The sequence below is a fragment of the Kitasatospora sp. NPDC059673 genome, assembly GCF_042734215.1.
Classification (GTDB): Bacteria; Actinomycetota; Actinomycetes; order Streptomycetales; family Streptomycetaceae; genus Kitasatospora.
The window spans coordinates 45457-69596 of record NZ_JBHWEN010000026.1; the positions used below are offsets into that span (position 1 = coordinate 45457).

Below are 24140 nucleotides of genomic sequence, written 5' to 3' on the forward strand. Positions count from 1 at the left end.
GTTGGCGTTGGAGGCTACCGGCCCAACTCACCCGGACATTGCGTCCGTCCTCGGGTCGGCCGGGCCGGACCTGGCGTCCGGGAGGGTGGCGATCACGTGCGGCGCCTGCGTCGGCGCCAGCGCCTGCGCGAATGCGTTGACGCGGAACGTGCTCAGGGGCTGGTAAGGCTCAACAGGCGCTTGGCCACCCAGTAGGCGTTCGAGCCCTCGGAGCTTTGCAGGACGGGAAGGGCGTTGAAGCTGCTCGCGCCGGAGGGGGTCTTCCGGGCGGTGCCGTGCGTGGCCACCCGAGGTTCTGCCTCGAAGGCCTGGTCAGGTGCGGTGCGGGAGCTAATTCGCGGCGGGGCCGGGGCGATTCGGGGAGGATGCCGGGATGCATCGTCATGTGTGGGCCGGACTGGCCGAGAATCCTGCGCTGCCGGTCGAGGCAGTGGACCGGCTGATGGCCCTGGACGAGCCGGATCTGTCGATGGAGCTCGCGGGGCGCAGTGAGTTGACGGAACGTCAGATCGCGATACTGGCCGAGCGCGGTGTCGTGGAGGCGGGGATCCTCGTCGAGGGCGGGCAGCTGGCGGCGGAGCGGATCGATCCGGTGCGGCAGCCGGTCGCCGCGCTCGCCCTGCTGCGGGCCGGGCCGGCGCCCGTGGCGTGGGCGCCGATTCTGCTCGAACGGGCCGAGCTGCGGGCGGAGTTGGCCGGCTGCCGGACGCTTCCGCGTGAGGTGGCCCGGCGGCTGGCGGACGAGCCCGATCTCGCCGTCCCTGTCGCGCTCGCCGAGGCGACGGCCGACCCGGAGATCGCCGCCCTGCTGGCCGCACACCCGTCGCAGCACGTCCGGGCGGAGCTCGCCCTCAACCGGGACGTGCCGCCCGCCGTCCTCGCCGACCTGATCAACGACCGTCCGGCGCTGGTCAGTTGTGAAGTCTGTGTGCGCCATGAGGTCCCGTGGGTCCACCCGCCGGACTGCCCGGACCCGCAGTGCACCCTGCCCGGTGGGGCGGCCTGCGACGGCAGTCACCAGTTCGCCCGGCACACCGTTCTGCGCCCTGCGCTCGGCAACCCGGCCGCGCCGGTCGGCGACGTCCTCCGGTACCTGGAGGACCCGTCGCCGTTCCTGCGCGAGCAACTCGCCTCGCGCACCGACCTCCCCGCGTCCGCGTACCGCGCGCTCGCCGCCGACCCGGAGATCTGGGTGCGGGAGCCGCTGGCGAGCAACCCCGCGATCGGGGAAGAGCTGCTCCGGCAGCTGGCCGAGGACCCGTCCCTGGAGGTGCGGCGCAGCGCGGCCCAGCATCCGCTGCTCCCGCTGGACGTGCTGGACCGGCTGTGCGCCACCGACTGGCTAGGGCCGCTGCTGCTGCCCCGGATCGCCGCAGCCACCCCCGCCGAACTGGACGCGCTCGCCAACTCCGCCAGCCCCACAGTGCGCCGCCTCACCGCACTGCGCCGCGACCTTCCCGTCCCCGTCCGCGACCGGCTCGCCGACGACTCCGTGGCCAAGGTCGCCGCCGCCGTCGCACCCCATCCCGGCCTGGACGACGGGCAGTTGAGAGCCATGCACCGGCGCCACGGCCGCGCGGTCGGAGCCGGAATCGCCGCCAACCCGGATGCGGGTACGGCGCTGCTCGCCGAACTCGTCCGCGCCGAGCACAACGTCGCCACCCTGCGCGCCCTCGCCCACCACCCCGCCGCCGACGGCGCCACCCTCACCGCCTGCCTGCGAGACCGCCGCGCCCGCCGCACGGCTGCTGCCCACCCGGCGCTGCCGCTCGCCCAACTCCGCTCCCTGCTGGACGATCCGGATCCCGTGACCGCCCAGGTCGCCGCCGCGAATCCGGCGCTGCCGGTGCCCGAGATGCTGCGGCTGATGCCACCGGGGCCTTGACGCCCATGCCCGTACGCACAGGATCGGCGGGGGCCTGGCGGGAAGGAGTGCGGCACGCGTACGCGCCGACCCGGGGACGAGATCGGCAACGGCGACTGCCCGGTGTGCGCGGAGGCGCGCCGCCAGGCGGAGGCGCCCGGCCGTGACGTCGCGATGGCGGACGGCAGCGTGCCGGTGGCCGACCGCGCCGCGCAGTCGGCCGACCGATTCGGGTTGAGCCGGGCCGGCGAGGCCCCGGCTGACAGCGGTGAGTACTGGCTTCGTCCCCGTGAACGACACCGCTGATCGGCAGTTCCCGGCCGTGCTCGCCGCCGCGTTGGCGTGCCCGATCCACTGCGACGGCGGGGGCGGGATCGACTTCGAGCCCTTCCAGGCATTCGCGTCCGCCGACGACACCATCTCCTGGCTCCGGGCCTGGACCGGGAACGGCGAGCTGGACGGCGATGAGTTCCGGGTGTTCGGGCAGGACGGCACCGGCGGGTATGCGGCGTTCTGGCTGGTCCGGCCGGGTCGTCCGCTCGCCGATCAGCCTGTCGTCTTTCTCGGTTCGGAGGGCGAAACCGCCGTGGTCGCCCGCGAATTGGGCGCTTTCCTGTGGCTGCTGGCCGGCGGCTACGGCCCGAGCGAGGCCGCCGACCCGTGGCGGTGCCGGGGCTGGACGGCCCGGCCCCGCCCGGAACTGCTCGCCCTCGCCGAGCAGTTCGCCGGTGGGCGGCGGCAGTCGCCCGCCGAAGTGATCGAGGAAGCGGCGCTGGAGTTCCCCGAGTTCGATGACACCGTTGGCGCGCTCTGCCGGTAATGCGGCGTTGGGCCGGGGCGGTCAGCGGTTGTGGCGGTGGAGCGGCGGGTTGAGCAGGCGGGTTGCCAACTGGCGGGCGTCGGAAGGGTCGTGGACCGGGCGGGGGAAGGGGATGCGCGGGCCCCGGAGGCGCTTGTCGGGGATGGAACGGCCGAGGGCTCTCGTCCAATCGGGGTGGTCCAGGACGACCACGTGGGCCTCGTGGTGGGCGGCATCGTCGTTGTCGTCGTCGTGCGGGGCAACCTGCAGGCGCAGCCGGGTGCCGTCCAGCCACTCGGCGGCGATGACCTGGCGGCCCAGGGACTCGGCGAACATCGACCGCTTGGCGTTGTTGTCGAGCCCGACCAGCAGCAGTTGGCCCTCGAAGAAGTAGCCGCCGTCGTAGTTGCCGAGGCCCACCGCGAGCAGCGGGCTGCTCGGGTGGAACGCCAGCGTGTTGATGTGGTGCCCGCAGGTGGTCCGCCGCAGCAGCCGTGGCCGGTCGCCCGTCTCGAACAGGCCGAGCTTCGCGGCCACGCCGTACTTGTCGGCGCACGCCACGGCGAGCAGCCGGCGGGCGGGGTCGGCGACGGCGAGGACGGGCTCGCCGAGGGCGGCGAGTTCGGCGAGGACGGTCATGCGGGTGAACTCCGTTGGCGGGGTGGGTCAGTGGGGCGGCGCGCCGGTCCAGATGACGTCCTTGCGCTCCATCCGGGTGCCGTGGGTGAACTGGAGGCTGAACGGGTTGGCCGAGGCGTTCGGCAGTCCGTACGTCTCCAGCGCGGTCGCCTCCTGGCCGGGGCCGAGGGTCTGCGGGAGAGCGGTGTACTGGCCGCCGCCGAACATCGGGTGGAGCAGGGTGCCCCGGGAGTCCTTGACGATCAGCAGGCCCGAACCGTACAGCGACAGTTCGGCGGAGGTGGTGTTGACGACGGTGACCCGGACCTGCACGAACGTCGCGTCCTGCGGGAGCTGGGCGCCGCCGCTCCGGCTCGGCGTGGCGGGGGTCGGCTCGGCCATGGTGACCTTCAGGCCGTCGGGGTACGTGTAGGAACCGCCGAACGACAGGCGGCGGGCCCGCTCGTCCGCGGCCTTCGCCTCCTGCTCGGCGGCGTGCTGCTTCGCCCGGTCCTCCGCGAGGCGCTGCCGCTCGGCGTTGTCGCGCTGCTGCTGCTTCACCGTACGGTTGTTCACGCGGACGTCGGACCGCACCGCGGCGACGGCGAGGACGCCGATGCAGACGGAAGCCACCAGGCCCACGAGGCCGAGAACGGTGCCGGTGAGCGCCATCGCCCGGTTGGTGGCGAGGCCCTTGCGGGCCAGGCTCAGGCCGATGCTGCCGAAGATCACCGCGAGCAGGGCCGGCAGCCAGGAGAGCCAGAACAGGATCAGCGGCAAGCAGAGCACGAGCCCGACGATTCCGAGCACCAGGGCCGTGATCCCCATGCCGTTGCGCGGCGGCGCGGCCGGGACCGCGTACGGCGGCCAGTACATGCCCTCGGCGCCGGGGACCGGGACCGGGCCGGGGGCCGGGGCCGGGAACGGGCCGGGGGCCGGGAACGGGGCCTGCGTCGGGAACGGAGCCTGCGGGGCTGCGTTCGGGTCCGGAGCGGCCCACGGGTTGGCGGGCGGCGGGGTGTCCGCGGACTTGGCCCAGGGCGCGGCGGTCGGCTCGGGCGTGCCCTCGGGCGCAGGGATCGGCTCGGGCTTGGCCTCGGGCACGGCGGTCGGCTCGGGCGTGCCCTCGGAGGCAGAGATCGCCTCGGGCTTGGCCCCGGGATCGGACGCGGCCTCGGGCTTGGCCTCGGGCACGGCGACCGGCTCGGCCTCGGACGCGGCTTCGGGCGCAGGCGCAGCCGCAAACGCGGACTCGGGCGCCGGCCCGGGCGCGGCTTCGGTCTCGGGGCGGTCGGGCGGGGTGGGAACGGTCATGCGGCACCTTGGGCTTCGGGACGGCGGTGATCGGCGCGCGGAGTGCGACCAGGCAGTTTCCCGTGAGTCACAGTCCGAAGGCGAACCGATTTTCGTATCGTCCCACGAGTGGCAGGAGCTGCTGAGAGAGGGTCAGGCCGGGCCGAGGTAGGTGTGAACCACGGCGGGCTGCCCGGTGGGCGCGAGCCAGTTCGCCGTGGCGGTGGTGACGAGCTGCCAGCCGGCCCGCTCGTACAGCGCGATCGCCCCCTCGGCACCGGACTCCACCTCCAGCACCGGCCGGCGCCCGCCCTCTCTCGCCGCCTGCGCCGCCCGGTCCAGCAGCGCACCGGCCAGACCCCGACGCCGCGCCGACACGCCGACGAACAACCGTGCCACGGCGGCGAGTTGATCGCCCGGGAGGCCGACCGCCGCCGCGATGACGGACCCGGCGCGGGCAAGGGCCACGTGGCCGAGCACCTCCGGCCCGGCGACGGCGACCCACGCGCCGAGCAACTCCGGTGGTGCCAGCCAGCGTTCCGGTTCGGAGGGCCAGTACGCCGGATACCGGTCCGCCTGGTACGCGGTGGCCAACGCCCGTACGCAGGAGGGCAGATCGTCGTCACGTCGCGGGCGGATCACCGGTTGGGCCATGGCCCGATCATGGCATGGGCCGGCGTGGCGGAAAGGCCCGCGTCAGGTGGCGCAGGAGAGCAGGCGACCGTCGTCGGTGCCGACCAGCAGGCGCCCGGGGCCGGGGACGGTGAGTGCCGTCGCGACCACCACGACCCGGCCGACGGTGAGCGGGGTGCGCCGCAGGACGGTGCCGTCGGTGGCCGAGAGGGTCACCAACTCGGCGTCGTCGTAGGCGACATGGACGAGGTCGCGGTCGAAGTCGGCGTCCAGCGCGGTGGCCGGTCGGTCGGTGCGGAAGACCCAGCGCGGCGTGCCGTCGGACGGGTCGCGGCGGACCACGAAGGATCCGCCCGGTTGCAGGCCCTGGCCGTGGTGGACTGTGCCCGCGTGGAGCAGGTCGCCGCCGTGGAGTTCGACGCCCGGGCCGGGTAGGTGGGACTCGGCCCGGTCCCAGGACAGCGGGAAGCGCCGCTGGTACCCGCCGACCGTGCGGACGGACCGGTCGGCGGCGGGCAGGCGCGACGGGTCGGCCGTCGCCACCCACGGTCGTCCGGGCCGGGGCGGGTTCGTCGCGAGGTACACCAGGCGGCTGTGCCGGATGCGCAGATCGCGATGCACCTGCGGGGCGAGCGCCGGGAGGCCGTCCGCGCAGGCCAACAGCGCGACGTGGCGCCGACGTTGATGCTGAGCGAGCCGGGAACCGTCCACCAGGGACAGTTCGGTGACCGACCGCTGTTCGCCGCTGCGGACGAAGACCGACTGCCGCTCGGCGGCGACCACGAACTCGCCTGCCCCGTCCGCCCGTTCCGCCGACCAGGCGACGGCGTCCGACGGTGTGCGGCACTCCAGCGCCCCGGGCAGCGCCGCCAGCAGCCGCCCGTCCGGGAGTTCCCCGACGGCGCTGATCGGGCCGCGCGGCGCCCATCCGCCGTGCAAGCCGCCCAGCAGACGGCGGGCCGCCTCGGCGCCGTCCGGGCGGGGGACGGGAAGGCGCGGGCCGGCCAGTTCCTGCGGTGCGACCGACCGGGCGGGGAGGGCGCGCCAGTCGGCCCGGTGCAGGACGGCGCGGTGGCCGTCCTGCCATGCGGCGCGGTCCTGCCAGTCGTCCGGCGGGGCGAGCAGCAGCCGCAGCGACTGCCCGTCCAGCCACTTCAGGCCGAGTACCTCGCGGCCCGACCGGCGTTCGAACAGCGAGAGGTGGCTGCCGGTTTCGAGATCCAGCAGGAGCAGCTCACCGTTGAAGGAGTGCCCGCCGTCGTAGCAGCCGGTGCCGATCGCGAGCAGTGGCAGCTCGGGGTGGAACGCCAGCGCGTGCACGGGGTAGTGGGAGCGCAGCAGGGCCACGCAGGCCAGGTCGGTGGTGCGGTACACCGCCACCGGCGCCGGCCGCCCGCAGCGGGCCAGGCCCGCCACCGCGAGCAGGGCGCGGCCTTCGTCCGTCGCCGCCACCGAGGGGTCGCGGGCCTCGGCGAACGGCCGGTCGGCGAAGCGGCGTTCGATGCGAAAAGGGCTGGTCACAGGGGTGATCCTAAAAGATCGTCCAGGCCGGGAATCTTCGTGGGGGAGCGGCAGTTGGGCACTCCCTGGCCGAAGGACGGCCGGAAGATCGAATGAACGGGGGAGCGGCCATGGCGTACCAGGCCGGTGCGGTGCAGGGCACGGTTGCGGCGGGCTTCGAGGGCGTGCGGGACGAATTCGCCGCCGTGCTGGGCGAGATGAACGACTCGCCGGAGGCGCAGCTGGTGGTGCAGGTGGACGGGCGGCGGGTGGTCGACCTGTGGGCCGGCGAGGCGACGGACGCGGACACGCTGATGAGCGTGTTCTCGATCTCGAAGGGCGCCGCGCACCTGGTCGTGGCCCTGCTGGTGCAGGACGGCGTGCTCGACCTGGACCGTGAAGTGTCCTCGTACTGGCCGGAGTTCGGCGCGCACGGCAAGGACCGGCTGACGCTGCGCGAGCTGCTCGCGCAGCGCTCGGGCGTCATCGGGGTGGACGGCGGTTTCACCGACGAGGAACTGGCCGACGACCGGGTGATCGCGGCCCGGCTGGCGGCCCAACGGCCGTTCTGGGAGCCGGGATCGGCGTACGGCTACCACGCGTTCGTGATCGGCGCGCTGACCGGCGAGGTGGTGCGCCGGGTGACCGGCCGTTCGATCCAGGAGATCTTCGAGGAGCGGATCCGCGCCCCGTACGGGCTGGACTTCTATCTCGGCCTGCCCGAGGAGTTGGAGGCGCGCCGGGCCGAGGCGCTGCCGCTGCGGCCGACGCCGGAGGAGGCCGAGCGGCTCGCGGCCGGTTCCATCGACCCGGAGAGTGCCCTCGGCATCGCCTTCAACCTGAACGCGCCCGTGCCGACGGACCTGGTGGTCTTCGCCAACTCCCGTGCCGTGCGGGCCCTCGGGCAGAGCTCGTCCGCCGGTGTCGGCACCGCCCGCGGCGTGGCGGGCATGTACGCGGCGGCGATCGCGGGGCTGGACGGCCGCGCTCCGCTGCTGAAGCCGGAGACCATCACCGAGTTCGCCCGCCCGCAGTTCCACGGCACCGACCTGGTCACCGGCAACGAGGACGTCTTCGGCCTCGGCTTCGAGGAACTCAGCGGCCTCTTCCGCCCGCTCGGCCCCGACGCCTTCGGCCACAGCGGTGCCGCCGGTTCCCTCGGCTTCGCCGACCCGGCCCCCGGCCTCGCCTACGCCTACACCCGCCGCCGCTTCGGCTTCCCGTCCCCCTACGGCGCGGGCCCGGAGAACCACCAGCTGATCGCGGCCGTCTACCGGGCGCTCCAGGCGGGCTGACGCGGCGCCGGCAGGCAACAGCCCGGCCCCTCCCGTGGGGGAGCGGCCGGGCGGGGGAGTGTCAGGCGCGGCTCTCGACCTGGACGGCGGGCTCCAGCGGGGAGGCGATGTCCTGGGGCTTGCTGCGGGCGGCCCAGTCGCGGATGCCCAGCACGACCATGACGAAGAAGATGCCGTAGACGATGCCGGAGAAGTACAGCTCCGAGTGGATCGCCAGCGGCACGCCGACCAGGTCCACGGCCAGCCAGACGAACCAGAACTCGATGTAGCGGCGGGCCTGGCTGAACATGGCGAGAATGGAGCCGACGAAGATCCAGGCGTCGGCGAGGACCATCCACCACGGGGCACCCGGGTAGAACGAGGCGTCGTTCCACTTGAGCAGCGCGCCGAACGCGGCGGTGCCGAACACCATCGCGCCTGTCAGCAGGGCGCGTTCGGTCCAGGACGCCCAGCGGACGTTGATGGTGCCTTCCTGCTCGCGGCTGCGCTTCCAAGTGGCCCAGCCCCAGGCCGCCGACAGGATGATCACGACCTGCCGGGCGGCGTTGCCGCCGAGGTTCACGTTCAGGCTGGCGATCAGCAGGAAGACCGAGCCGAGGATCTGCACCGGCCAGGCCACCAGCGAACGGCGCAGCGCCAGCCAGACGGTGGCGAGCGCCAGGATGTTGCCCAGGAAGTCGGACCAGTAGACGGGGAGTCCGAAGAAGCTGAACTGCTCGTTCAGCCAGTGGAATGCGCTCATTACTCACACCTTTGTTCGTACGGAGCGAGGAAGGGGGAAGAGAGCGGCCGGCCCCGCGACAGGGAAAGCGGGGAGCGGGACCGGCCGGGCACGCGGGCGTTGGGCGCGGACGTGGGTGTGGGGCGGGGGTGCGTGCCGTGCAGCGGGAAGCGAGGGGGACGGTCGGCCCCGCTACTGGGGAAGCGGGTGCGGGGCCGACCGGGCTTGTGGGGTACGGGAGTTGACGCTGTATCAGACCGTCGCTGCGGCTCGCACCCGACGGCCGTGCGCCGAGTCCAGCAGCGCCTCCGAGTGACGGACGTCCGCCTTCGCGGCGAGCAGCAGCTCGTCCACCGAGGCGAACCTGACGGTGTCCCGGATCCGGGCGACGAACCAGAGGGCGACGTGCTCGCCGTACAGGTCGTCGGAGGTGTCGTGGCAGTACACCTCGGTGTGGATCCGCGGGCCGTCCTCGAAGGTGGGGTTGGTGCCGATGCTGATCGTCGCGCGGTGCACGCCGCCGGTGGCCGGGCGGGCCAGCCAGCCGCTGTAGATGGCCGGCGGCGGGACGTCCGCGCCGGGGTCGGGGGAGATGTTGGCGGTGGGGAAGCCCAGTCCCCGGCCCCGCCCGGCACCGTGAACGACGGTGCCGGACAGGCAGGTTGGCGAGGTGTCAGGCATGGGGGGACAGCTCGCGGAACTGGCTGGTGTGGAACACCAGCGGCTCCACGCCGGGGAACAGTTCGGCGGTGAGCAGCTCCATCAGGACGATCTCGTGGTCGCCGCCGTCGTACACCGCGCCGACCCGGGCGGTCAGCCACAGCGCGGCGCCGTCGATCAGCACCGCGCCGTCCGGCGTCGCCTGCCAGTCGGCGCCCTCGAAGCGGTCGCCCGACCGGGAGGCGAGGCGGCGGCAGAGCGCGCCCTGGCCGTGGCTGAGCACGCTCAGCCCCAGCACCGGCAGGTCGGCCAGGCGCGGCCAGGTGGTCGAGGTGCGGGCCACGCTGACCGCGATCATCGGCGGCTCCAGCGAGATCGACACGAACGAGCTCGCCGCGAACCCGTCCGGCGCGCCGCCGCGCAGCGCGCCGATCGCGACCACACCGGTGGGGTACGCCCCGAAGGCCTGGCGCAGCGCGGCCGCGCTCAGGTCACCGGCGGTGCTCGGCAGCGTGGCCGTGCTCAAGTCACCGGCTGTCGTGGGGTGGTGGACAGGAGTGGCCATGGCCGTCGTCGTCCTCTCGTCGCGAATGGCGCGAATGACGTGGGTGGTGCGGGTGGGGTGGGAGACGTGGGGTGGGTGACGTGGGGTGGGGTGGGTCAGTGGCGGTACCGGGCGGCCGGGTGGCTGGCCGGCAGGGCGCGGTCGGTGGCACCGGTGAGGCGCTCGCGCAGCGACTCGCCGTCCGTGTACTCGCCGCGGAACACGCCGCGCTTGCGCAGGATCGGCAGCACCGACTCGACGAACTCGACGGTGGAGGCCGGCTGCACGGGCGGCGAGAGCAGGAAGCCGTCCAGGTCCGCGCCCTCGGCGAGCGCGCAGATCTCGTCGGCGATCTCCTCGGCGGTGCCGACCACCGGGCGGGCGCCGACGCCGTGGGTGTGCCAGTCGGCGAGCACATCGCCGACCGTCTTGTCGGCGAACCGGGCGACCTGGGTCTGCGACATCTCGGTGGACAGCTCGCTCATCGGGGTGTCCGGCGCGTACGAGGACAGGTCCAGGCCGGTGAACATCGCGTACGAGGCGACGGTGACCTCCGGGCGCTGCGCGTCCAGGATCCGCTGCCAGCGGCGCTCGGCGTCCTGGGTGCTCGCGCCGACCACGCAGGAGAACGCCGACATGATCTTGACCTGGTCGGCGGAGCGGCCGGCCTTCACGGCCTCCTCGCGGATCGCCCTGGTGTGGCCCGCCAGCTGCTCGACGCTGCCGCTGCCGACGAACATGCACTCGCCGTGCCGCCCGCCGACCCGACGGCCCGCCGGGGACGCGCCGGCCTGGAACAGCACCGGGGTGCCCTGCGGGGAACGGGCCGTGTTGCCGTAGCCGTACGAGCGGAAGTACGGGCCCTGGTGCTCGACCAGGTGCACCTTCGCCGGGTCGGCGAACCGGCCGGCCTTGTCCTTCTCCAGGGCGTCCGGCTCCCAGGCGCCCTCCCAGTACTTGTAGACCAGGTCGAGGAAGTCCTCGGCCATCGCGTACCGGTCGTCGTGCGCCACCATGTCCATTCCGAAGGCCTTCACGGCGGTGTCGGCGGTGCCGGTGGTGACGATGTTCCAGCCCAGCCGGCCGCCGGACAGCTGGTCCAGGGTGGCCAGGCGGCGGGCGAACCCGTACGGCGGCTCGACCAGCACCGACCCCGTCACCACCAGGCCGAGGTCGGTGGTCGAGGCGAGCAGCGCCGAGGCGATCACGAACGGGTCCAGGCGCGGCAGGTCGAGGGTCTCCTCGGTGGCGATCGGCGGGCGTACCCCGTTGATCTCCGACCAGCCCCAGGCGTCCGCCAGGAACAGGAAGTCCAGCTTGGCGTCCTCGCAGAGCTGCGCGACCTCGCGCCAGTAGCCGAGAGTGTCGAACAGGTGCCGACGGCTGTCGGGGTGGCGCCAGGTGGCGGTGCCGCTCGCGTTGGTCTGGGCGTTCTCGAACAGTCCGAGCTTGAGGCTGCGCATGGGTGTTCTCCGTTGAACTGGTGATGCCTGGGAGCAGTAAAGTCTGTGTGACGTCAGTGAGCTGACGGTACGTCAGGGTCGGTCGGGGGAGAGTCGAGCTGCGCCGCGAACGGCATCGAGGACTGCGCGCCGAGCCCGGTGACGGCCAACGAGGCTGCCCGGACGGCGCGTTCGGCGGCGGCGAGCAGATCGGCGCCGCGGGCGAGGGAGTCGGCGAGCGCCCCGCAGAAGGTGTCGCCGGCGCCGACCGTGTCGACCGCGTCCACCTCGGGGGCGGGCAGGTGGACGGCGGGCCGGCCGGCCTGCTTGACCAGTGCCCCGTCCACGCCGAGCGTCACCACCACGGCCCCGCAAGGCAGTTGGGCATTCTCCAGCAGCTCGCGGGCGCCGTCGGGGCCGGTCGGACGCTCGACGCCCAGCAGGGTGGCGAGCTCGCCCAGGTTGGGGACCAGGACGTCCACCGCCGCCAGCACCTCCCGTTCGACCGGCCGGGCCGGGGCCGGGTTGAGGACGACCGTGCCGCCCTGCTGCCGGGCCCGCAGTGCTGCGGCGGCGACCACCTCGGATGCGATCTCGTGCTGCAGCAGCAGCACATCGCTCGCGGAGCCCGCGAGCCGCTCCGGCAGGTCGGCGACCGTGAGCGCCGCGTTCGCGCCCGGGTTGACCACGATGGTGTTCTCGCCCGCCCGGTCGACCACCACCGAGGCGATCCCGGTGTTGGCGTCCTCGGCCGGGAGCACCGCCGCGACGTCCACACCCTCGGCGGCCAGCGCCCGCAGAATCGGTTCCGCGTCCGCCCCGACCCGGGCCACCAGCCGCACCCGCGAACCGAGCCGGGCGGCCGCCACGGCCTGGTTGGCACCCTTGCCGCCGACACCCTCCACGAAGCCCTCCGCGAGCACGGTCTCGCCGGGTCGCGGCAGGTCCTGAACGGTCAGCACAAGATCGCGGTTGACCGAACCGACGACGGTGATGGACGGCATCTGTGCTCCTTGGGAGCTCCTCGGGAGATCGATTTCCCACACTCTGGCCCAGGCCCCGCCGACCGTCAAGTACCCTCGTGCTGCGCATTCCGCCAGCTCGGACATACCGGTCCGGCGCCGCCCGATCCGAGACCGCGCCGACATCGTTTCGACACCGAACCCGCGTCGGCGCCGCACCACGACCGTTCCCGACACCGCACCAGCACCGGCCCCGACACCGCACCACGACCCCACCCGACACCGCAGCAGCACCGTTCCCGACACCGTTTCCGACCGGGGAGGACCCCCACGTGACAGCGCCCCGACTCCTCGACGTGGCCGCAGCCGCCGGCGTCTCCCGCGCGACCGCGTCACGCGTCCTGGCCGGCACCCCGCGCAACGTCGACCCCGCACTCGCCCGCCGCGTCGAGGACGCCGCCCGCGAACTCGGCTACCGCACCAACCACTCCGCGAGGGCGCTGCGCACCGGCACCACCGGCACCGTCGGCGTGGTCGTCCCCTCCCTCGCCAACCCCTACTTCGTCCAACTCGCCGACGCCATCGCCCAGCAGGTCCGCGCCGCGGGCGGGCAGTTGGTCGTCTCCGACGCCGCGAACTCGGCGCAGATCGAGGCCGAGCAGATCGAGACCCTGCTCGGCGGACGGGTGGACGGGCTGGTCGTCGTCCCCGTCTCGGCCGCCGCCTCCGGCCCCGCCGTACGGGCCGCCGCCGAGCGGGCGCCGGTGGTCCTGTTCGACCGCTGGGCGGGCGGCTCCGGCACGGTCGCGGTCACCCTCGACAACGCCGCCGCGATGCGACTGCTCCTCGACCACCTCGACGCCCTCGGCCGCCACCGGATCGCCCTGGTCGCCGCCGATCAGGCGTCCTCCTCCGGCGCCGAACGCCTCGCCGCCTTCACCGCCGCCCGCGGCGAGGACGCCACCACCGTCCTGCTCCCCAGCTTCACCACCGACGCCGGCCGCACCGCCGGGCGGCGGATCGCCGAGCAGCGCGACGGCATCGACGCCGTCGTCTGCGGCGCGGACGTCCTCGCCGTGGGCCTGGTCAGCACGCTGCAGCGTTCGGCGGTGTCGGTGCCCGGGGAGATCGCCGTCACCGGCTTCGACGACACCGAGATACTCGAACTCCTCGACCCGCCGATCACCTCCATCCGCCACCCGCTCGCCGCGATGGCCGAACGCGCCCTGACGCTTCTTCAGGCCCCCGCCAGGGAACGGACCGAGACCGTGGAGCGCTTCGCCCCGCAGCTGGTCGTCCGGGCCTCCACCGACGCGAACGCCTGACGGCGCGTCGGGCGGGCGCCTGCCCGGCTGAACGGTGGCCGCCTCCCCGGCGGGGCCGAATACCGGTGGACCTCGATGCGGCCGCCCCCATGGTGCTCGCCTGCCCGCGCGCCGGTCACCGTCCTCGGCGCGGCGCGGCGGCATGCCGAGGCGCCCGGCTCAGCTCAGTGGCCCGGGGTGGCTGAAGCGGCTGGCCCTGCGGTGGATGCGGTGGGCCTGCTGCCGGTGGCGGGGTGCGCGCGGCAGCTCCACGGCGGCGGGGCGGGTGAAGAACCACCGCTTGACGCCCTCGATCAGGACGAGGTAGACGACGACCATCGTCACCAGGGCGAGGAAGAAGGCGGGCGGCAGAGCCGTGAATCCCAGCGTCGCGGCCACGGGTGAGAACGGGAGCGCGACGCCCAGGGCCACCACACCGAGCGACGCGGCCAGCAGCGGGATGCTCGGGCGGCTGCGCAGGAACGGGATCCGGTGGGTGCGGATGGCGAAGATCACCAGGGTCTGGGTGGCGAGGGATTCCACGAACCAGCCGGAGCGGAACAGCTCGGGCCCGGCGTGGAAGACGCCGAGCATCACCCAGAAGGTGAGGAAGTCGAAGAGCGAGCTGACCGGGCCGAAGCACAGCATGAAGCGGCGGATGAAGGCGATGTCCCAGTGCGAGGGGGCGCGCAGCTGCTCCTCGTCGACCCGGTCGGTGGGGATGGTGAGCTGGCCGGTGTCGTAGAGGAGGTTGTTGAGCAGGATCTGCGAGGGCAGCATCGGCAGGAACGGCAGCACCAGGGAGGCGCCGGCGGCGCTGAACATGTTGCCGAAGTTGCTGGAGGTGCCCATCAGCACGTACTTGATCGTGTTGGCGAAGATCCGCCGGCCCTCGGCGACGCCCTCGGCGAGCACACCCAGGTCCTTCTCCAGCAGGACGGCGTCGGCGGCGTCCTTGGCCACGTCGGTGGCGCTGTCCACGGAGACGCCGATGTCGGCGGCGTGCAGGGCCAGTGCGTCGTTGACGCCGTCGCCGAGGAAGCCCACGGCCCGGCCGCTGCCGCGCAGGGCGCGCACGACGCGGGCCTTGTCGTCGGGGGAGACCCGGGCGAAGACGGTGGCCTTGGCGGCGGCGTCGGCCAGTTGCTCGTCGCTCAGGGCGGAGATCTCCCGGCCGGTGAGGGTGGTTCCGGCGGGCAGTCCGAGGTCGGCGCACACCTTCTCGGCCACCACCGGATTGTCGCCGGTGCAGATCTTGACGGTGATGCCGAGGTCGGCGAGCCGGCGCAGGGATTCGGCGGCGCCCTGCTTGGGCGGGTCGCGGAAGACCAGGAACCCGGCCAGGTGCAGCCCGGTCTCGTCCCGCGTCGCGATCGCGTCGAGGCCGTCGGCGTCCTTGGCGGCCACCGCGACGACCCGGTGGCCGGCGGCGAAGAGGCCGGTCAGCACGGGGGCGGCCTCGGCGGGGACGGCGGCGCAGCGGGCGAGCACGGCTTCCGGCGCGCCCTTGGTGACGAGTACCCGGGTACCGTCCGGCCGCTGGAGGAGGGCGGAGGAGAGCTGACGCTCGTGGTCGAAGGGCAGGCCGGCCAGCCGCCGGTGTCCGGCCGTCAGTTCGGCGGCTCCGGGGGCCTGCCAGAGTGCGGTGTCCAGGGGGTTGTCGCCCAGGTGCTCGCCGTCCAGGTCTCCTTCGGTGGCGAGCAGGCCGAGCAGCAGCACGTCCTCCCCGGCGGCGCCGGCGGGGTCGAGGGCGCTCTCGAAGGTGATCCGGCCCTCGGTGAGGGTGCCGGTCTTGTCGGTCACCAGGATGTCCATGTCGCCGAGGTCCTCGATGCACACCAGGCGCTTGACCAGGACCTTGCGGCGGGCGAGGCGGCGGGAGCCCGCTGCCAGGCTGGTGCTGACCACGGCGGGCAGCAGCTGCGGGGTGATCCCGACGGCGATGGCCAGCGAGAACAGCAGAGCGTCCAGCAGCGGCCGGTGCAGCACCGTGTTGATCACGAAGATGCCGGTGGTGAGGACGGCGGCGACCTGGAGCAGGAGGACCGAGAACCGGCGCAGGCCGACCTGGAACGCGGTCTCCGGCTGCCGCTCCCCGAGGCCGAGCGCGATCCGGCCGAACTCGGCGCGCCCGCCGGTGGCGACCACCACCCCGGTGCCGCTGCCCGCGTGCACCACCGTGCCCATCAGCGCGCAGCAGGACAGCTCCGCCAGCTCCGGTTCGCCGTCCACCGCGGCCAGGTCCTTGTCCACCGGGGCGGATTCGCCGGTGAGGATGCTCTCGTCGCACTGGAGGCCGGTGCGTTCCAGCACCCGCACGTCGGCGGGCACGATCTGGCCGAGGGCCAGCCGCACCACGTCGCCGGGGACCAGGCCGGTGACATCCACCTCCTGCTCGTGGCCGTCGCGCAGCACCACGGCGGTGCGCCGCACCTGCGAGTGCAGGGCCTGCGCGGCCCGTTCGGCCCGGTACTCGTTGGCGAACCCGAGGGCGACGCTCAGCAGCAGGATCACGCCGATGATCACCGCGTCGGTGCGCTCGCCGAAGAAGAACGACACCACCGCGGCGGCCAGCAGCAGGAGCAGCAGGGCGCTGCGCAGCTGGCGGCCGAGCACCGCCAGGGCCCGCACCTGGTGGGTGCGGACCGCGTTTGGGCCGCCGGCCGCGAGCCGCCGCCCGGCTTCCGCGCCGGACAGCCCGGCGCGGGTGCTGCCCAGGCGGGCGAGCACCTGCGCGGCGTCCTGCGTGGCGGCCTGGCGGGCGGGCATCCCGGCGGCGGTGTCCTGCTGCCCGGCAGCCGGATGCACCGGGCCCGGCAGGGTGAGGGTCCGGTGCATCGGCTGGAACTCCTGTCCGTTGGGGGTTCGGGTCACCGACCGGTGGCGGGCACGTCGGTGTGCTCGGCGCGGGCGGTGTCGCGGGCGGTGTCCTGCTGTTCAGTGTCCCGGACGACGACGACCGGGCAGGTGGCGTGCTGGACGCAGTGCTGGCCGACCGAGCCGAGCAGCGCCCCGGTGAAGCCACCGTGGCCCCGGCTGCCGATGACCAGGAGTTCGGCACCCTTGGCGGCGTCCAGCAGGACGCGGGCCGCGTTGCCGCGCTCCACCCGGCGGCTTATCCCGACCGGGTGGGCCGGGTCCTTCTCCTCCTCGGCGACCTGGGCGAGCGTCTGCTCGGCGGCCGCGGTGAAGTCCGCGTCGGTCAGCGTCATTCCCCAGCCGTAGATGGCCGGGAACTCCCAGGAGATCACCGCTTCCACGGTGGCACCCGTCAGGGCCGCCTGGCGTACTGCCCAGCGCAGGGCGGCCCGGGACGCCTCCGAGCCGTCCACCCCCACCACGATGCGCCGCTGTGCCGTGCTGTCGGTCCCGTTCATGCTGGTGTCCTTCCGATCGCTGGGTTGTCGGGTTGTGCGGTTGCGCGGTGCGGTTCAGTCGCGCAGGTCGAAGACGAGGCGGGCGGCGACCTTGCCGTCCAGGACCTCGGTGATGCAGGCGTTGACGTCCTCCAGGCGACGGCTCTCGCGGATCACCCGGGTGCGGCCGAGGGCGTGCAGGGCGAACACCTCGGCGAGGTCCTGGCGGGTGCCGACGATGGATCCGACCACCTTGGTGCCGTTCAGCACCGTCTCGAAGACCGGCAGGGTCAGCTCGCCCTCGGCGGGCAGCGCGACCAGGACGAGGGTGCCGCCGCGCCGCAGCGCGCCGTACGCGGCGCGGAAGGAGTCGTTGCTGACGGCGAGGGCGATCGCCGCGTCCGCCCCGCCGAGCCGCTGCACCTCGGCGGCGACGTCCTGGACCCGGGCGTCGATCACGTGGTCGGCGCCGAGCTCGCGGGCGAGGGCCAGCTTGTCGTCGGTGACATCGACCGCGATGGTCTCGGCCCCGAAGATCCGGGCGTACTGCAGCGCCAGGTGGCCGAGGCCGCCGATGCCGGAGACCAGGACGCGGGTGCCGGGCCGGGCGCCGGAGACCTTGAGCGCCTTGTAGGTGGTGACGCCGGCGCAGGTGAGCGGAGCGGCGTCCAGCGGATCGACCCCGTCGGGGACGGGGACGACGTAGTCGCCGTGGGCGACGGCGTACTCGGCGTAGCCGCCGTCCACCGAGTACCCGCTGTTCTGCTGGCTGGTGCAGAGGGTCTCCCAGCCGTCCACGCAGTGGTCGCAGCGGCCGCAGGCCTCGGCGAGCCAGGGGATGGCGACCCGCTCGCCGACCCGGACGTGCCGCACGTTCTCGCCGGTCGCCTCGACGATGCCGACTCCCTCGTGCCCGGGGACGAACGGCGGGTTCGGCTTGACCGGCCAGTCGCCGCGGGCGGCGTGGATGTCGGTGTGGCACAGCCCGCAGGCCTCCAGCCGGACCAGCACCTGGTGCGGTGCCGGGGCCGGCACCGGCCGGTCCTCGATGACGAGCGGTGCGGTGAAGTCGCGGACGACGGCGGCCTTCATGGTGTTCCTGCCCTTCGTACGGAACGGCGGCGGTTTCCGGTCCGCGCCGGTTCTGCTGTGTCTCCATCCCACCGCCCGGGCCCGCCGTTCACAGGGGTCGAGCGGTGCACTCGCGGCGGGCTGAAGGTCCCCGGCCGCCGAGGCCGCTGGTCACCGGGGCTGCGCCGGGTCGTGCGGGACGACGGCCACCGGGCCGTGGGCGTGGTGGACGACCGCGTGTGCCAGGTGTCCCAGGTGCGGCGCGGCCAGCGGATGCGCGGGGGCGCGCCGGCCCAGGACCACCAGGGAGGCGTTGCGCGAGGCCTCCAGCAGGGCCCGGGACGCGTCCCAGCCGGTCACCTCCGCCACCGTGCGCACCCCGGGGAACTTCTCCTGCCACGGGGCCAGCGCGTCCTGCAGGCGGACCGTCTTCGCCTCCACCAGCGACCGCCGGATCTCCGCCGGCTCGATCGGGGCGTCGGTCCGCAGCGGCCCGCGCGGCTCCGCCCCGCCCTCCAAGGCCCGCAGCACGGCCCCGCGCCGGGCGGCCTCCTCGAAGGCGAACCCGAGGACGGCGCCGGACGGCCGCTCCCCCCGCACGCCGACCACGACCTCGCCGGGGCCGTCCGGGTCCGCGGCGCCTGTCGGCACCAGGACGACCGGGCACCGTGCCTCCGCGGCCGTGCGCAGCGCGACGGAACCGAGGAGCCGCCCGGCGACCTGGCCCGATCCCCGGGAACCGAGTACCAGCAGCCACTGCTTCTCACCGGCGGCGGCCAGCACGGACCACGGCTCGCCGGGGATCTCCTCGCAGGAGACGTCCAGCCCCGGCAGGGCGTGCACGAGTTCGGCCCGGAGCGCCGTCACAGACTCCGGCAGCCGGTGACCGGCCGGTTCGCGGTGCCCGAAGGCGCTGCCCGACGGCGCCGCCACGTACACCAGCCGGAGGGCGACGCCGCGCCGGAGCGCGTCGGCCGCCGCCCAGCGGGCCGCTGCGGCGCTCTCGGCAGAGCCGTCGACACCGGCCACGACGGAATCGCACATGGTGAACCTCCAGGGGGTGCGGATGGTCCGGGCGGCGGTCCGCCCGGCCTCGTGCTCCCGTCAGCGTCGCCGTGGCCCCGGCCGCCCGGACAGGGGTCGGAAGCCCCCGGCAGGTCCCGAAGGTCCCACGGGCCGTCGCCCGTCCCGGGCGGCCCCGCCGGACGGCCCGCACCGGCGCCCCGACCGGGCGGGACCATGGACCCGGCCCCGGGGCCGGGCAGGCCCTGGACTCGGAGGGGGCGCCTCGGCCAGGATGATCACGGACCCCCGGCGACCACGCCCGGGGCCGCCCCGAGCAACGGAGAGCAGGGACACCGCCATGGGCACGTTCGTTCTGGCCGGCACCGACGGTTCGGCCGAGAGCACCGCCGCAGCGCACTGGGCGGCCGACGAGGCGCTGCGCCGCGGCCTCGCCCTGCGCCTCGTCCACGCCTGGACCTGGGAGGACGACCTGCACGCCGATCCCAGCCAGCCGGCGTCCGTGCGCACCCTGGCGGAGCGCATGCTGGCCGACACCGCGCAGCAGGTGCGCGAGGCCCATCCGGGGCTGGAGCTGCACACCGGCCTGCTGACCGGCGGCGAGCCCGCCGCCGACCTGGTCGCCGCCGCCGCCGAGGCGGAGCTGCTCGCCGTCGGTTCGCTGGGCCTGGGCCGCTTCGAGGGCCTGCTGGTGGGGTCGATAGGCCTCGACGTCGCGGCGCGCTGCGAGGTGCCGGTCGTGCTGGTGCGGGCCGCGCAGCCGCAGCCGGGCGAGGCCCCCGGCGAGGTGGTCGTCGGGATCGACACCCACGCCCCGGCGGACGCCGTCGTCGAATTCGCCTTCCGCGCGGCCGAGGCCCGCGGCGCGGTGCTGCGCGCCGTCCACGGCTGGACTCCGCCCCCGGTCTGGGGCTACGCGGGCGGGGTGGCGCCGGAGACCGAGACCGAACAGTTCCGCGTCCTCGAGGCGGAACTGCTCACCCAGGCGCTCAGCGGGTGGCGGGCCAAGTACCCGCAGGTCACGGTGGTCGAGGACAGCCGGATCGGCAGCGGTGCCGGGGCAGTGGTGGACGCCTCCGCCGGCGCCGCCCTGGTGGTGGTCGGCCGCCGCCGCCACCGCCTGGGCCGGGTCGCCCACGCCGTCAGCCACCACGCCAAGTCGCCGGTCGCCATCGTCCCGCACGACTGACCCGACGCACCTGCCCGGCGCGTGGCCGGACAGCAGAACGCCCCGCTCGGCGCTTGCCCGAGCGGGGCGTTGCCGCTGTCGGGTCGCCCGCCGGGCCGGGCCTGGTTGACGGTGGCCCCATCGGCGCAGATGCCTGACGTATCGTCAACTGGCTCTCCCCTGGCCCTGGTTGCATCACACCACCGACGGCCGACGCGGGTCCGTCGGGTCGATCGCCTGCTCGTCGAAGAGCTGCTCCAGCGCCTCGTGCCCGTGCGTGCGACGGAACGCGATCTCGCTGGCCCCGCCGTGACGATCCGCAGTCCAGGGACGGCCTCCGGGCGGTGCGGGTGCACGTGCTGGGCGGCGGCGGAACGGACCTCGTGGCCCGCGAAGAAGGCCCGGACGTGCGACTCCACGGCCTCGGCCGGCTGCTGATCATGCGGTACTTCGAACATGCCTGCGATGGTCGCATGCCCGCGCCGGGCGCCACCCGCTCCCGTGCTCGGAGGCTTGAGTACCCGTACTCAGGCAGGGCCCGCCGGCGCCCGACGATACTTCGGGTACGTCGGGACTTCAGGGCCCGACCGCGACGGAGGGGAACATCATGAAGCGTGCGCGATTCGCGTGGGTGGCCGCGGTGGCGGCCGTTGTGGTGGCGGCGGGACCGGTGGCCGCCGGCGCGGTTCAGAGCGGGGACACCGACCGCGGGACGCCCGGAACGGGGGAGATCCTGCCGCACCCCGGCCCGGACGGGCTGATCTGGATCCCGGACTGGATCGGCAACGGCGGAGCCGTCACCGGCGGCGCCTTCCAGGGCGGCCCGCCCGTCACCGTCACGGTCGGCTGCCAGGGCGGCAACGGCAGTGCCGGTGAGGCGCGAGTCACCTACACGCCGTACTACGGCGACACCACCCCGGTCGAGTTCACCGTCTCCTGCCCGGCGGACACCGTCGGCCGGGGCTCGACCGTGGTGACGGCCGAACAGGGCCGGTCCTTCTCCGTCCAGGTGGAGACCTCGTCCCCCGACGTGCACTGGGGCCTGACGGTCACCCAGCCGGACGCCTGACCGGCGCCGGGCCGCACCGAACTGCTGCACCGGTGCGGCCCGGACCGGCCAACGTCCAACCGCCTTACGACATGGCCTGGTTGTCGTCGAGCTCCTGGTACTCCCAGGTGCCGCCGCCATCGGTGTACACCAGGTGTTCCTCCAACTCGCCCTCCAGCGGCACCTCGTCCGTCTCCGCCAGGAACACCGTGACGTCATCGGTCGGTTCGGGTACGGGGGCCGCCGGGCGCACCGACAGCAGGGCCAGTTCGCCGTTCGTGCGGGCGACCAGCAGGTCGCCGCTCGCGGTGGCGGCCAGCGCGGACACCGGGGCATCGGCCGGGAACGCGTGCTCGGTGGTTTCCTGCGCCTCGACGTCGAGTTCGAGCAGCGAGCCGGTGGGAGTGCCGATCCACAGTACGCCGGGCCGGGCGTCCCAGGCGAGGTTGTCGGGCGGCCACGGCTCCGACTGGTCCTCGGAGAACGTCCTCGTCAGGACCCTTCGCAGGGAGGGGAACGCGAAGACGTCGACCGATTCGAAGTAGGAGTTGCCGCGGATCGCGAGATGCCGACCGTTGGCGCTGAACAGCGGGGTGCCGTAGCCGTCGGCGGTGAAGACCAGCGCATGCCGCAACTGCCGCATCGCCTGGGCGTCCCCGTCGCCGGGCCGGGCGAACAGGCAGAAGGTGGCGGCCTGGTCGCTGACCAGGGTGGCGACCAGCTCCCCGGACGGGTGAACACCGACGCCGGTGTCCCAGTACGGGCCCGGAGTGGCGGCACCGGTGGCGAGATCGAGAACGTGCGAGCTGTCGCCGGACGGCTTCGCCCACAGCGCGCGGCCGTCCGGGCTGAACGCCAGGTGGTGGTAGACGGCCGGGGCCTGCGCGGCTGCCGCCGGACCGTCGGGCGTCCAGCGCGTCAGGGTGTTGCCGTCGGCGACGACGAGCAGGGGCTGTTCGGGATGCCACGCCACCGGGGGAGGGCCGTCGGGCCGCCACCAGTCGGCCGGATCCGGCTCGGGCGCCAACCCGAGGTCCACGGGAGCGAGTTCGCGCACCTGCCCGCCACCGCAGTCCCAGATCCGGACCAGGCGGCAGCCCGTTGCCGCGCCGGCCACCAGCGGAAGCCGGGGGTGGCGGGTGAGCCGCTCGACGGGGAGCCGGTCGTCAGCCGACAGGCGGGCCAGCAGGGCGAGTTGGGTCATGGCGCCACCGTAGCGGCGGGGTGTGACGTCAACGCCGGATCCGGACCGGACTGCGCGAGGTCCTGGCCGTGGTGGATTCCACCTGGCTCAGCAGCGCGTCGATGGATCTGCGCAGGTCGGCGAGGGAGATGGACAGCGGCTCACCCGTCATGGCGCCATCCTGGCGGACCGGCGTCAGTGCGGGGCGAGCACGCAGAACTCGTGGCCGTCCGGGTCGGTGAGGACCGTCCACGGCACCTCGCCCTGGCCGAGGTCGAGGGGCGTCGCGCCGAGCGCCCGGACGCGGGCGACCTCCGTGGACTGGTCGTCGCCGGGGTGGGGCAGCAGGTCGAGGTGGAGGCGGTCGGGGGCGGTGCGGCCGTCGGAGGAGCGGAGGAACTCCAGGTAGGGGCCGGTTCCGGTGGCGGCGCGCAGCGACGCGTGGTCGTCGGCGACCTCGTGCACCGTCCAGTCGATCGCTTCGCCCCAGAACCGGGCCATCTCCCGGGGGTCCGCGCAGTCGACCACGATCGCGGCGATCGGGCCGGTGTCCCGGTAGACCTCGCGGGGCTCCAGCACGCAGAACTCGTTGCCCTCGGGGTCCGCGAGGACCGTCCACGGCACCTCGCCCTGGCCGAGGTCGACCGGCGTCGCGCCGAGCGCCAGCAGGCGGGCGATCAGCTCCGCCTGGTGGGCGGGGGAGGCGGTGGCGAGGTCGAGGTGGGTGCGGTTCTTGACGGCGGACTTGCCCTCCGGGACGGGCACCAGGTCGAGGGCGACCGCGACCGGATCCGGCCAGACCGGCTCGCCGGGCGGCGCGACGTACGTGGTCACACCGGGATGGTGGGCCGTCCAGCCGAGGGCCTGCGCCCAGAAACGGCCGAGCGCCACCGGGTCGACGGCCTTGACGATCAGATGGGCGGGTCGCAGTGCCATGCCGGCGATCCTATGCACCGCGACCCGCCCCGGGCTGATCGGACGTCACGTCGTGACCGCGACCCGGAGCCGCGTGCCCGGGCAGCCCCGGCCCGGTACCGGCGGACCCGGGCCGTCGGTCACGCCCGGTGGCTGATGAGCACCTTGCCGAAGGCGGCTCCTGACGCGTAGTGGCGAAAGGCCTCCGGGGCTTCGTCGAACGGGACGGCCCGGTCGATCACCGGGCGCGGCCGCCGCTGCTACGCACGGGCGGACACCGGGCCGTCGGCGGCCGGCGGGACGGCATCGCCGGTCTTGCTGTAGCCGAGGGCCTCCACGATCAGGCCGTCCTCGACGCGCATGAGGTTCACGCCCCGCACGGAGTCGGCGGGCCCGTCGCCGAAGCGGTAGCGCCAGCGGATCGTCGCGCGGTCGCCCGCCACGGTGACGTCCTCGGGCCGGAACTGGGTGGTGCGGTCGGCCGCGAGCGCCCGCCAGAAGGCGAGGCAGGCCTCCCGGCCTTCGAGGCGTTCACCGTCCGGTGCCGGCTGGATCGCCTCCATGACGCAGTGCTCGCCCAGCAGGTCGTCGAGGGCGTCGGGGTCGTGGTGGACGAAGGCGTGGTTGAAGCGGTCGATGACATCGGTGGTCGTGCGAGCAGGCATGAGGATCCACTCCGTCGTAGATAGAACGGTCGGTCTACCAGGAATGTATAGAACGGTTGATCTACCGGTCAACCAC

Annotated in this window: 24 protein-coding genes; 6 read left to right on the forward strand and 18 right to left on the reverse strand. The window is 74.0% G+C overall.

Annotated features, from left to right (window positions below):
- Positions 1-373: 373 nt before the first annotated feature.
- Both ACFV18_RS26315 and ACFV18_RS26320 read left to right on the forward strand, forming a co-directional pair.
- Complete coding sequence (locus tag ACFV18_RS26315; protein WP_380487208.1) at positions 374-1885, forward strand: hypothetical protein; 1512 nt, start codon at positions 374-376, stop codon at positions 1883-1885.
- 268 nt (positions 1886-2153) lie between these two features.
- Positions 2154-2684, forward strand: coding sequence for an SMI1/KNR4 family protein (locus ACFV18_RS26320; RefSeq protein ID WP_380487210.1), 531 nt, complete (start codon positions 2154-2156; stop codon positions 2682-2684).
- A gap of 21 nt (positions 2685-2705) precedes the next feature.
- Here ACFV18_RS26320 and ACFV18_RS26325 read toward each other — a convergent pair whose 3' ends face one another.
- The 4 genes from ACFV18_RS26325 to ACFV18_RS26340 form a co-directional block, all read right to left on the reverse strand.
- Positions 2706-3302: a hypothetical protein gene (locus ACFV18_RS26325; RefSeq protein WP_380487212.1), complete on the reverse strand. Its 597-nt coding sequence runs from the start codon at positions 3300-3302 to the stop codon at positions 2706-2708.
- Positions 3303-3329: 27 nt separating this feature from the next.
- Positions 3330-4595, reverse strand: a complete 1266-nt coding sequence (locus ACFV18_RS26330; protein WP_380487213.1) for a hypothetical protein — start codon at positions 4593-4595, stop codon at positions 3330-3332.
- 132 nt (positions 4596-4727) lie between these two features.
- Positions 4728-5228 (reverse strand): GNAT family N-acetyltransferase, encoded by a 501-nt coding sequence (locus tag ACFV18_RS26335; protein ID WP_380487215.1) that lies wholly within the window; start codon positions 5226-5228, stop codon positions 4728-4730.
- 42 nt (positions 5229-5270) lie between these two features.
- A complete protein-coding gene (locus ACFV18_RS26340) occupies positions 5271-6728 on the reverse strand; it encodes a hypothetical protein (RefSeq protein WP_380487217.1) in 1458 nt (485 codons plus the stop codon).
- Positions 6729-6838: 110 nt separating this feature from the next.
- Here ACFV18_RS26340 and ACFV18_RS26345 point away from each other — a divergent pair, with 110 nt between their 5' ends.
- The gene (locus ACFV18_RS26345; protein WP_380487219.1) at positions 6839-8002 is read left to right on the forward strand and encodes a serine hydrolase domain-containing protein; all 1164 of its coding nucleotides are present in this window, start codon (positions 6839-6841) and stop codon (positions 8000-8002) included.
- Between the two features lie 61 nt (positions 8003-8063).
- On the opposite strand, the gene ACFV18_RS26350 is transcribed toward ACFV18_RS26345, so the two are convergent.
- From ACFV18_RS26350 to ACFV18_RS26370, 5 genes are all read right to left on the reverse strand, one after another.
- Complete coding sequence (locus ACFV18_RS26350; protein ID WP_380487221.1) at positions 8064-8744, reverse strand: nicotinamide riboside transporter PnuC; 681 nt, start codon at positions 8742-8744, stop codon at positions 8064-8066.
- 231 nt (positions 8745-8975) lie between these two features.
- Complete coding sequence (locus ACFV18_RS26355; RefSeq protein ID WP_380487223.1) at positions 8976-9404, reverse strand: riboflavin kinase; 429 nt, start codon at positions 9402-9404, stop codon at positions 8976-8978.
- Positions 9397-9948, reverse strand: coding sequence for a flavin reductase family protein (locus ACFV18_RS26360; RefSeq protein WP_380487225.1), 552 nt, complete (start codon positions 9946-9948; stop codon positions 9397-9399). The genes ACFV18_RS26355 and ACFV18_RS26360 overlap by 8 nt, the downstream gene beginning before the upstream one ends.
- A gap of 95 nt (positions 9949-10043) precedes the next feature.
- On the reverse strand, positions 10044-11390 hold the full coding sequence (locus tag ACFV18_RS26365) for an NtaA/DmoA family FMN-dependent monooxygenase (RefSeq protein WP_380487227.1): 1347 nt from the start codon (positions 11388-11390) through the stop codon (positions 10044-10046).
- 53 nt (positions 11391-11443) lie between these two features.
- On the reverse strand, positions 11444-12373 hold the full coding sequence (locus ACFV18_RS26370; protein WP_380487229.1) for a ribokinase: 930 nt from the start codon (positions 12371-12373) through the stop codon (positions 11444-11446).
- Positions 12374-12663: 290 nt separating this feature from the next.
- Between ACFV18_RS26370 and ACFV18_RS26375 the strand changes: the two genes are divergently transcribed.
- The gene (locus tag ACFV18_RS26375; RefSeq protein ID WP_380487231.1) at positions 12664-13656 is read left to right on the forward strand and encodes a LacI family DNA-binding transcriptional regulator; all 993 of its coding nucleotides are present in this window, start codon (positions 12664-12666) and stop codon (positions 13654-13656) included.
- Positions 13657-13815: 159 nt separating this feature from the next.
- On the opposite strand, the gene mgtA is transcribed toward ACFV18_RS26375, so the two are convergent.
- The 4 genes from mgtA to ACFV18_RS26395 all read right to left on the reverse strand — a co-directional run bounded on the left by mgtA (position 13816) and on the right by ACFV18_RS26395 (position 19106).
- Positions 13816-16473, reverse strand: a complete 2658-nt coding sequence (mgtA, locus tag ACFV18_RS26380; protein ID WP_380487233.1) for a magnesium-translocating P-type ATPase — start codon at positions 16471-16473, stop codon at positions 13816-13818.
- 32 nt (positions 16474-16505) lie between these two features.
- A complete protein-coding gene (locus tag ACFV18_RS26385) occupies positions 16506-17012 on the reverse strand; it encodes a universal stress protein (RefSeq protein ID WP_380487235.1) in 507 nt (168 codons plus the stop codon).
- A 54-nt stretch (positions 17013-17066) separates the two neighbouring features.
- Complete coding sequence (adhP, locus tag ACFV18_RS26390; protein ID WP_380487237.1) at positions 17067-18083, reverse strand: alcohol dehydrogenase AdhP; 1017 nt, start codon at positions 18081-18083, stop codon at positions 17067-17069.
- A gap of 150 nt (positions 18084-18233) precedes the next feature.
- Positions 18234-19106 (reverse strand): universal stress protein, encoded by an 873-nt coding sequence (locus tag ACFV18_RS26395; protein ID WP_380487238.1) that lies wholly within the window; start codon positions 19104-19106, stop codon positions 18234-18236.
- A 319-nt stretch (positions 19107-19425) separates the two neighbouring features.
- Here ACFV18_RS26395 and ACFV18_RS26400 point away from each other — a divergent pair, with 319 nt between their 5' ends.
- Both ACFV18_RS26400 and ACFV18_RS26405 read left to right on the forward strand, forming a co-directional pair.
- Positions 19426-20274 carry a universal stress protein gene (locus tag ACFV18_RS26400; protein ID WP_380487240.1) on the forward strand — a complete coding sequence of 283 codons (849 nt, stop codon included), beginning with the start codon at positions 19426-19428 and terminating at the stop codon, positions 20272-20274.
- A gap of 586 nt (positions 20275-20860) precedes the next feature.
- Positions 20861-21322, forward strand: a complete 462-nt coding sequence (locus tag ACFV18_RS26405; protein ID WP_380487242.1) for a hypothetical protein — start codon at positions 20861-20863, stop codon at positions 21320-21322.
- Positions 21323-21386: 64 nt separating this feature from the next.
- Here the strand turns inward: ACFV18_RS26405 and ACFV18_RS26410 are convergent, their stop codons facing one another.
- The 5 genes from ACFV18_RS26410 to ACFV18_RS26430 form a co-directional block, all read right to left on the reverse strand.
- Positions 21387-22505 carry a hypothetical protein gene (locus ACFV18_RS26410; protein ID WP_380487243.1) on the reverse strand — a complete coding sequence of 373 codons (1119 nt, stop codon included), beginning with the start codon at positions 22503-22505 and terminating at the stop codon, positions 21387-21389.
- A 28-nt stretch (positions 22506-22533) separates the two neighbouring features.
- Positions 22534-22656, reverse strand: coding sequence for a hypothetical protein (locus tag ACFV18_RS26415; RefSeq protein WP_380487245.1), 123 nt, complete (start codon positions 22654-22656; stop codon positions 22534-22536).
- 23 nt (positions 22657-22679) lie between these two features.
- The gene (locus ACFV18_RS26420; protein ID WP_380487247.1) at positions 22680-23420 is read right to left on the reverse strand and encodes a VOC family protein; all 741 of its coding nucleotides are present in this window, start codon (positions 23418-23420) and stop codon (positions 22680-22682) included.
- Positions 23421-23539: 119 nt separating this feature from the next.
- Positions 23540-23641, reverse strand: coding sequence for a hypothetical protein (locus tag ACFV18_RS26425; protein WP_380487249.1), 102 nt, complete (start codon positions 23639-23641; stop codon positions 23540-23542).
- A gap of 18 nt (positions 23642-23659) precedes the next feature.
- Positions 23660-24064 carry a nuclear transport factor 2 family protein gene (locus ACFV18_RS26430; RefSeq protein ID WP_380487251.1) on the reverse strand — a complete coding sequence of 135 codons (405 nt, stop codon included), beginning with the start codon at positions 24062-24064 and terminating at the stop codon, positions 23660-23662.
- Between the last annotated feature and the right edge of the window lie 76 nt (positions 24065-24140).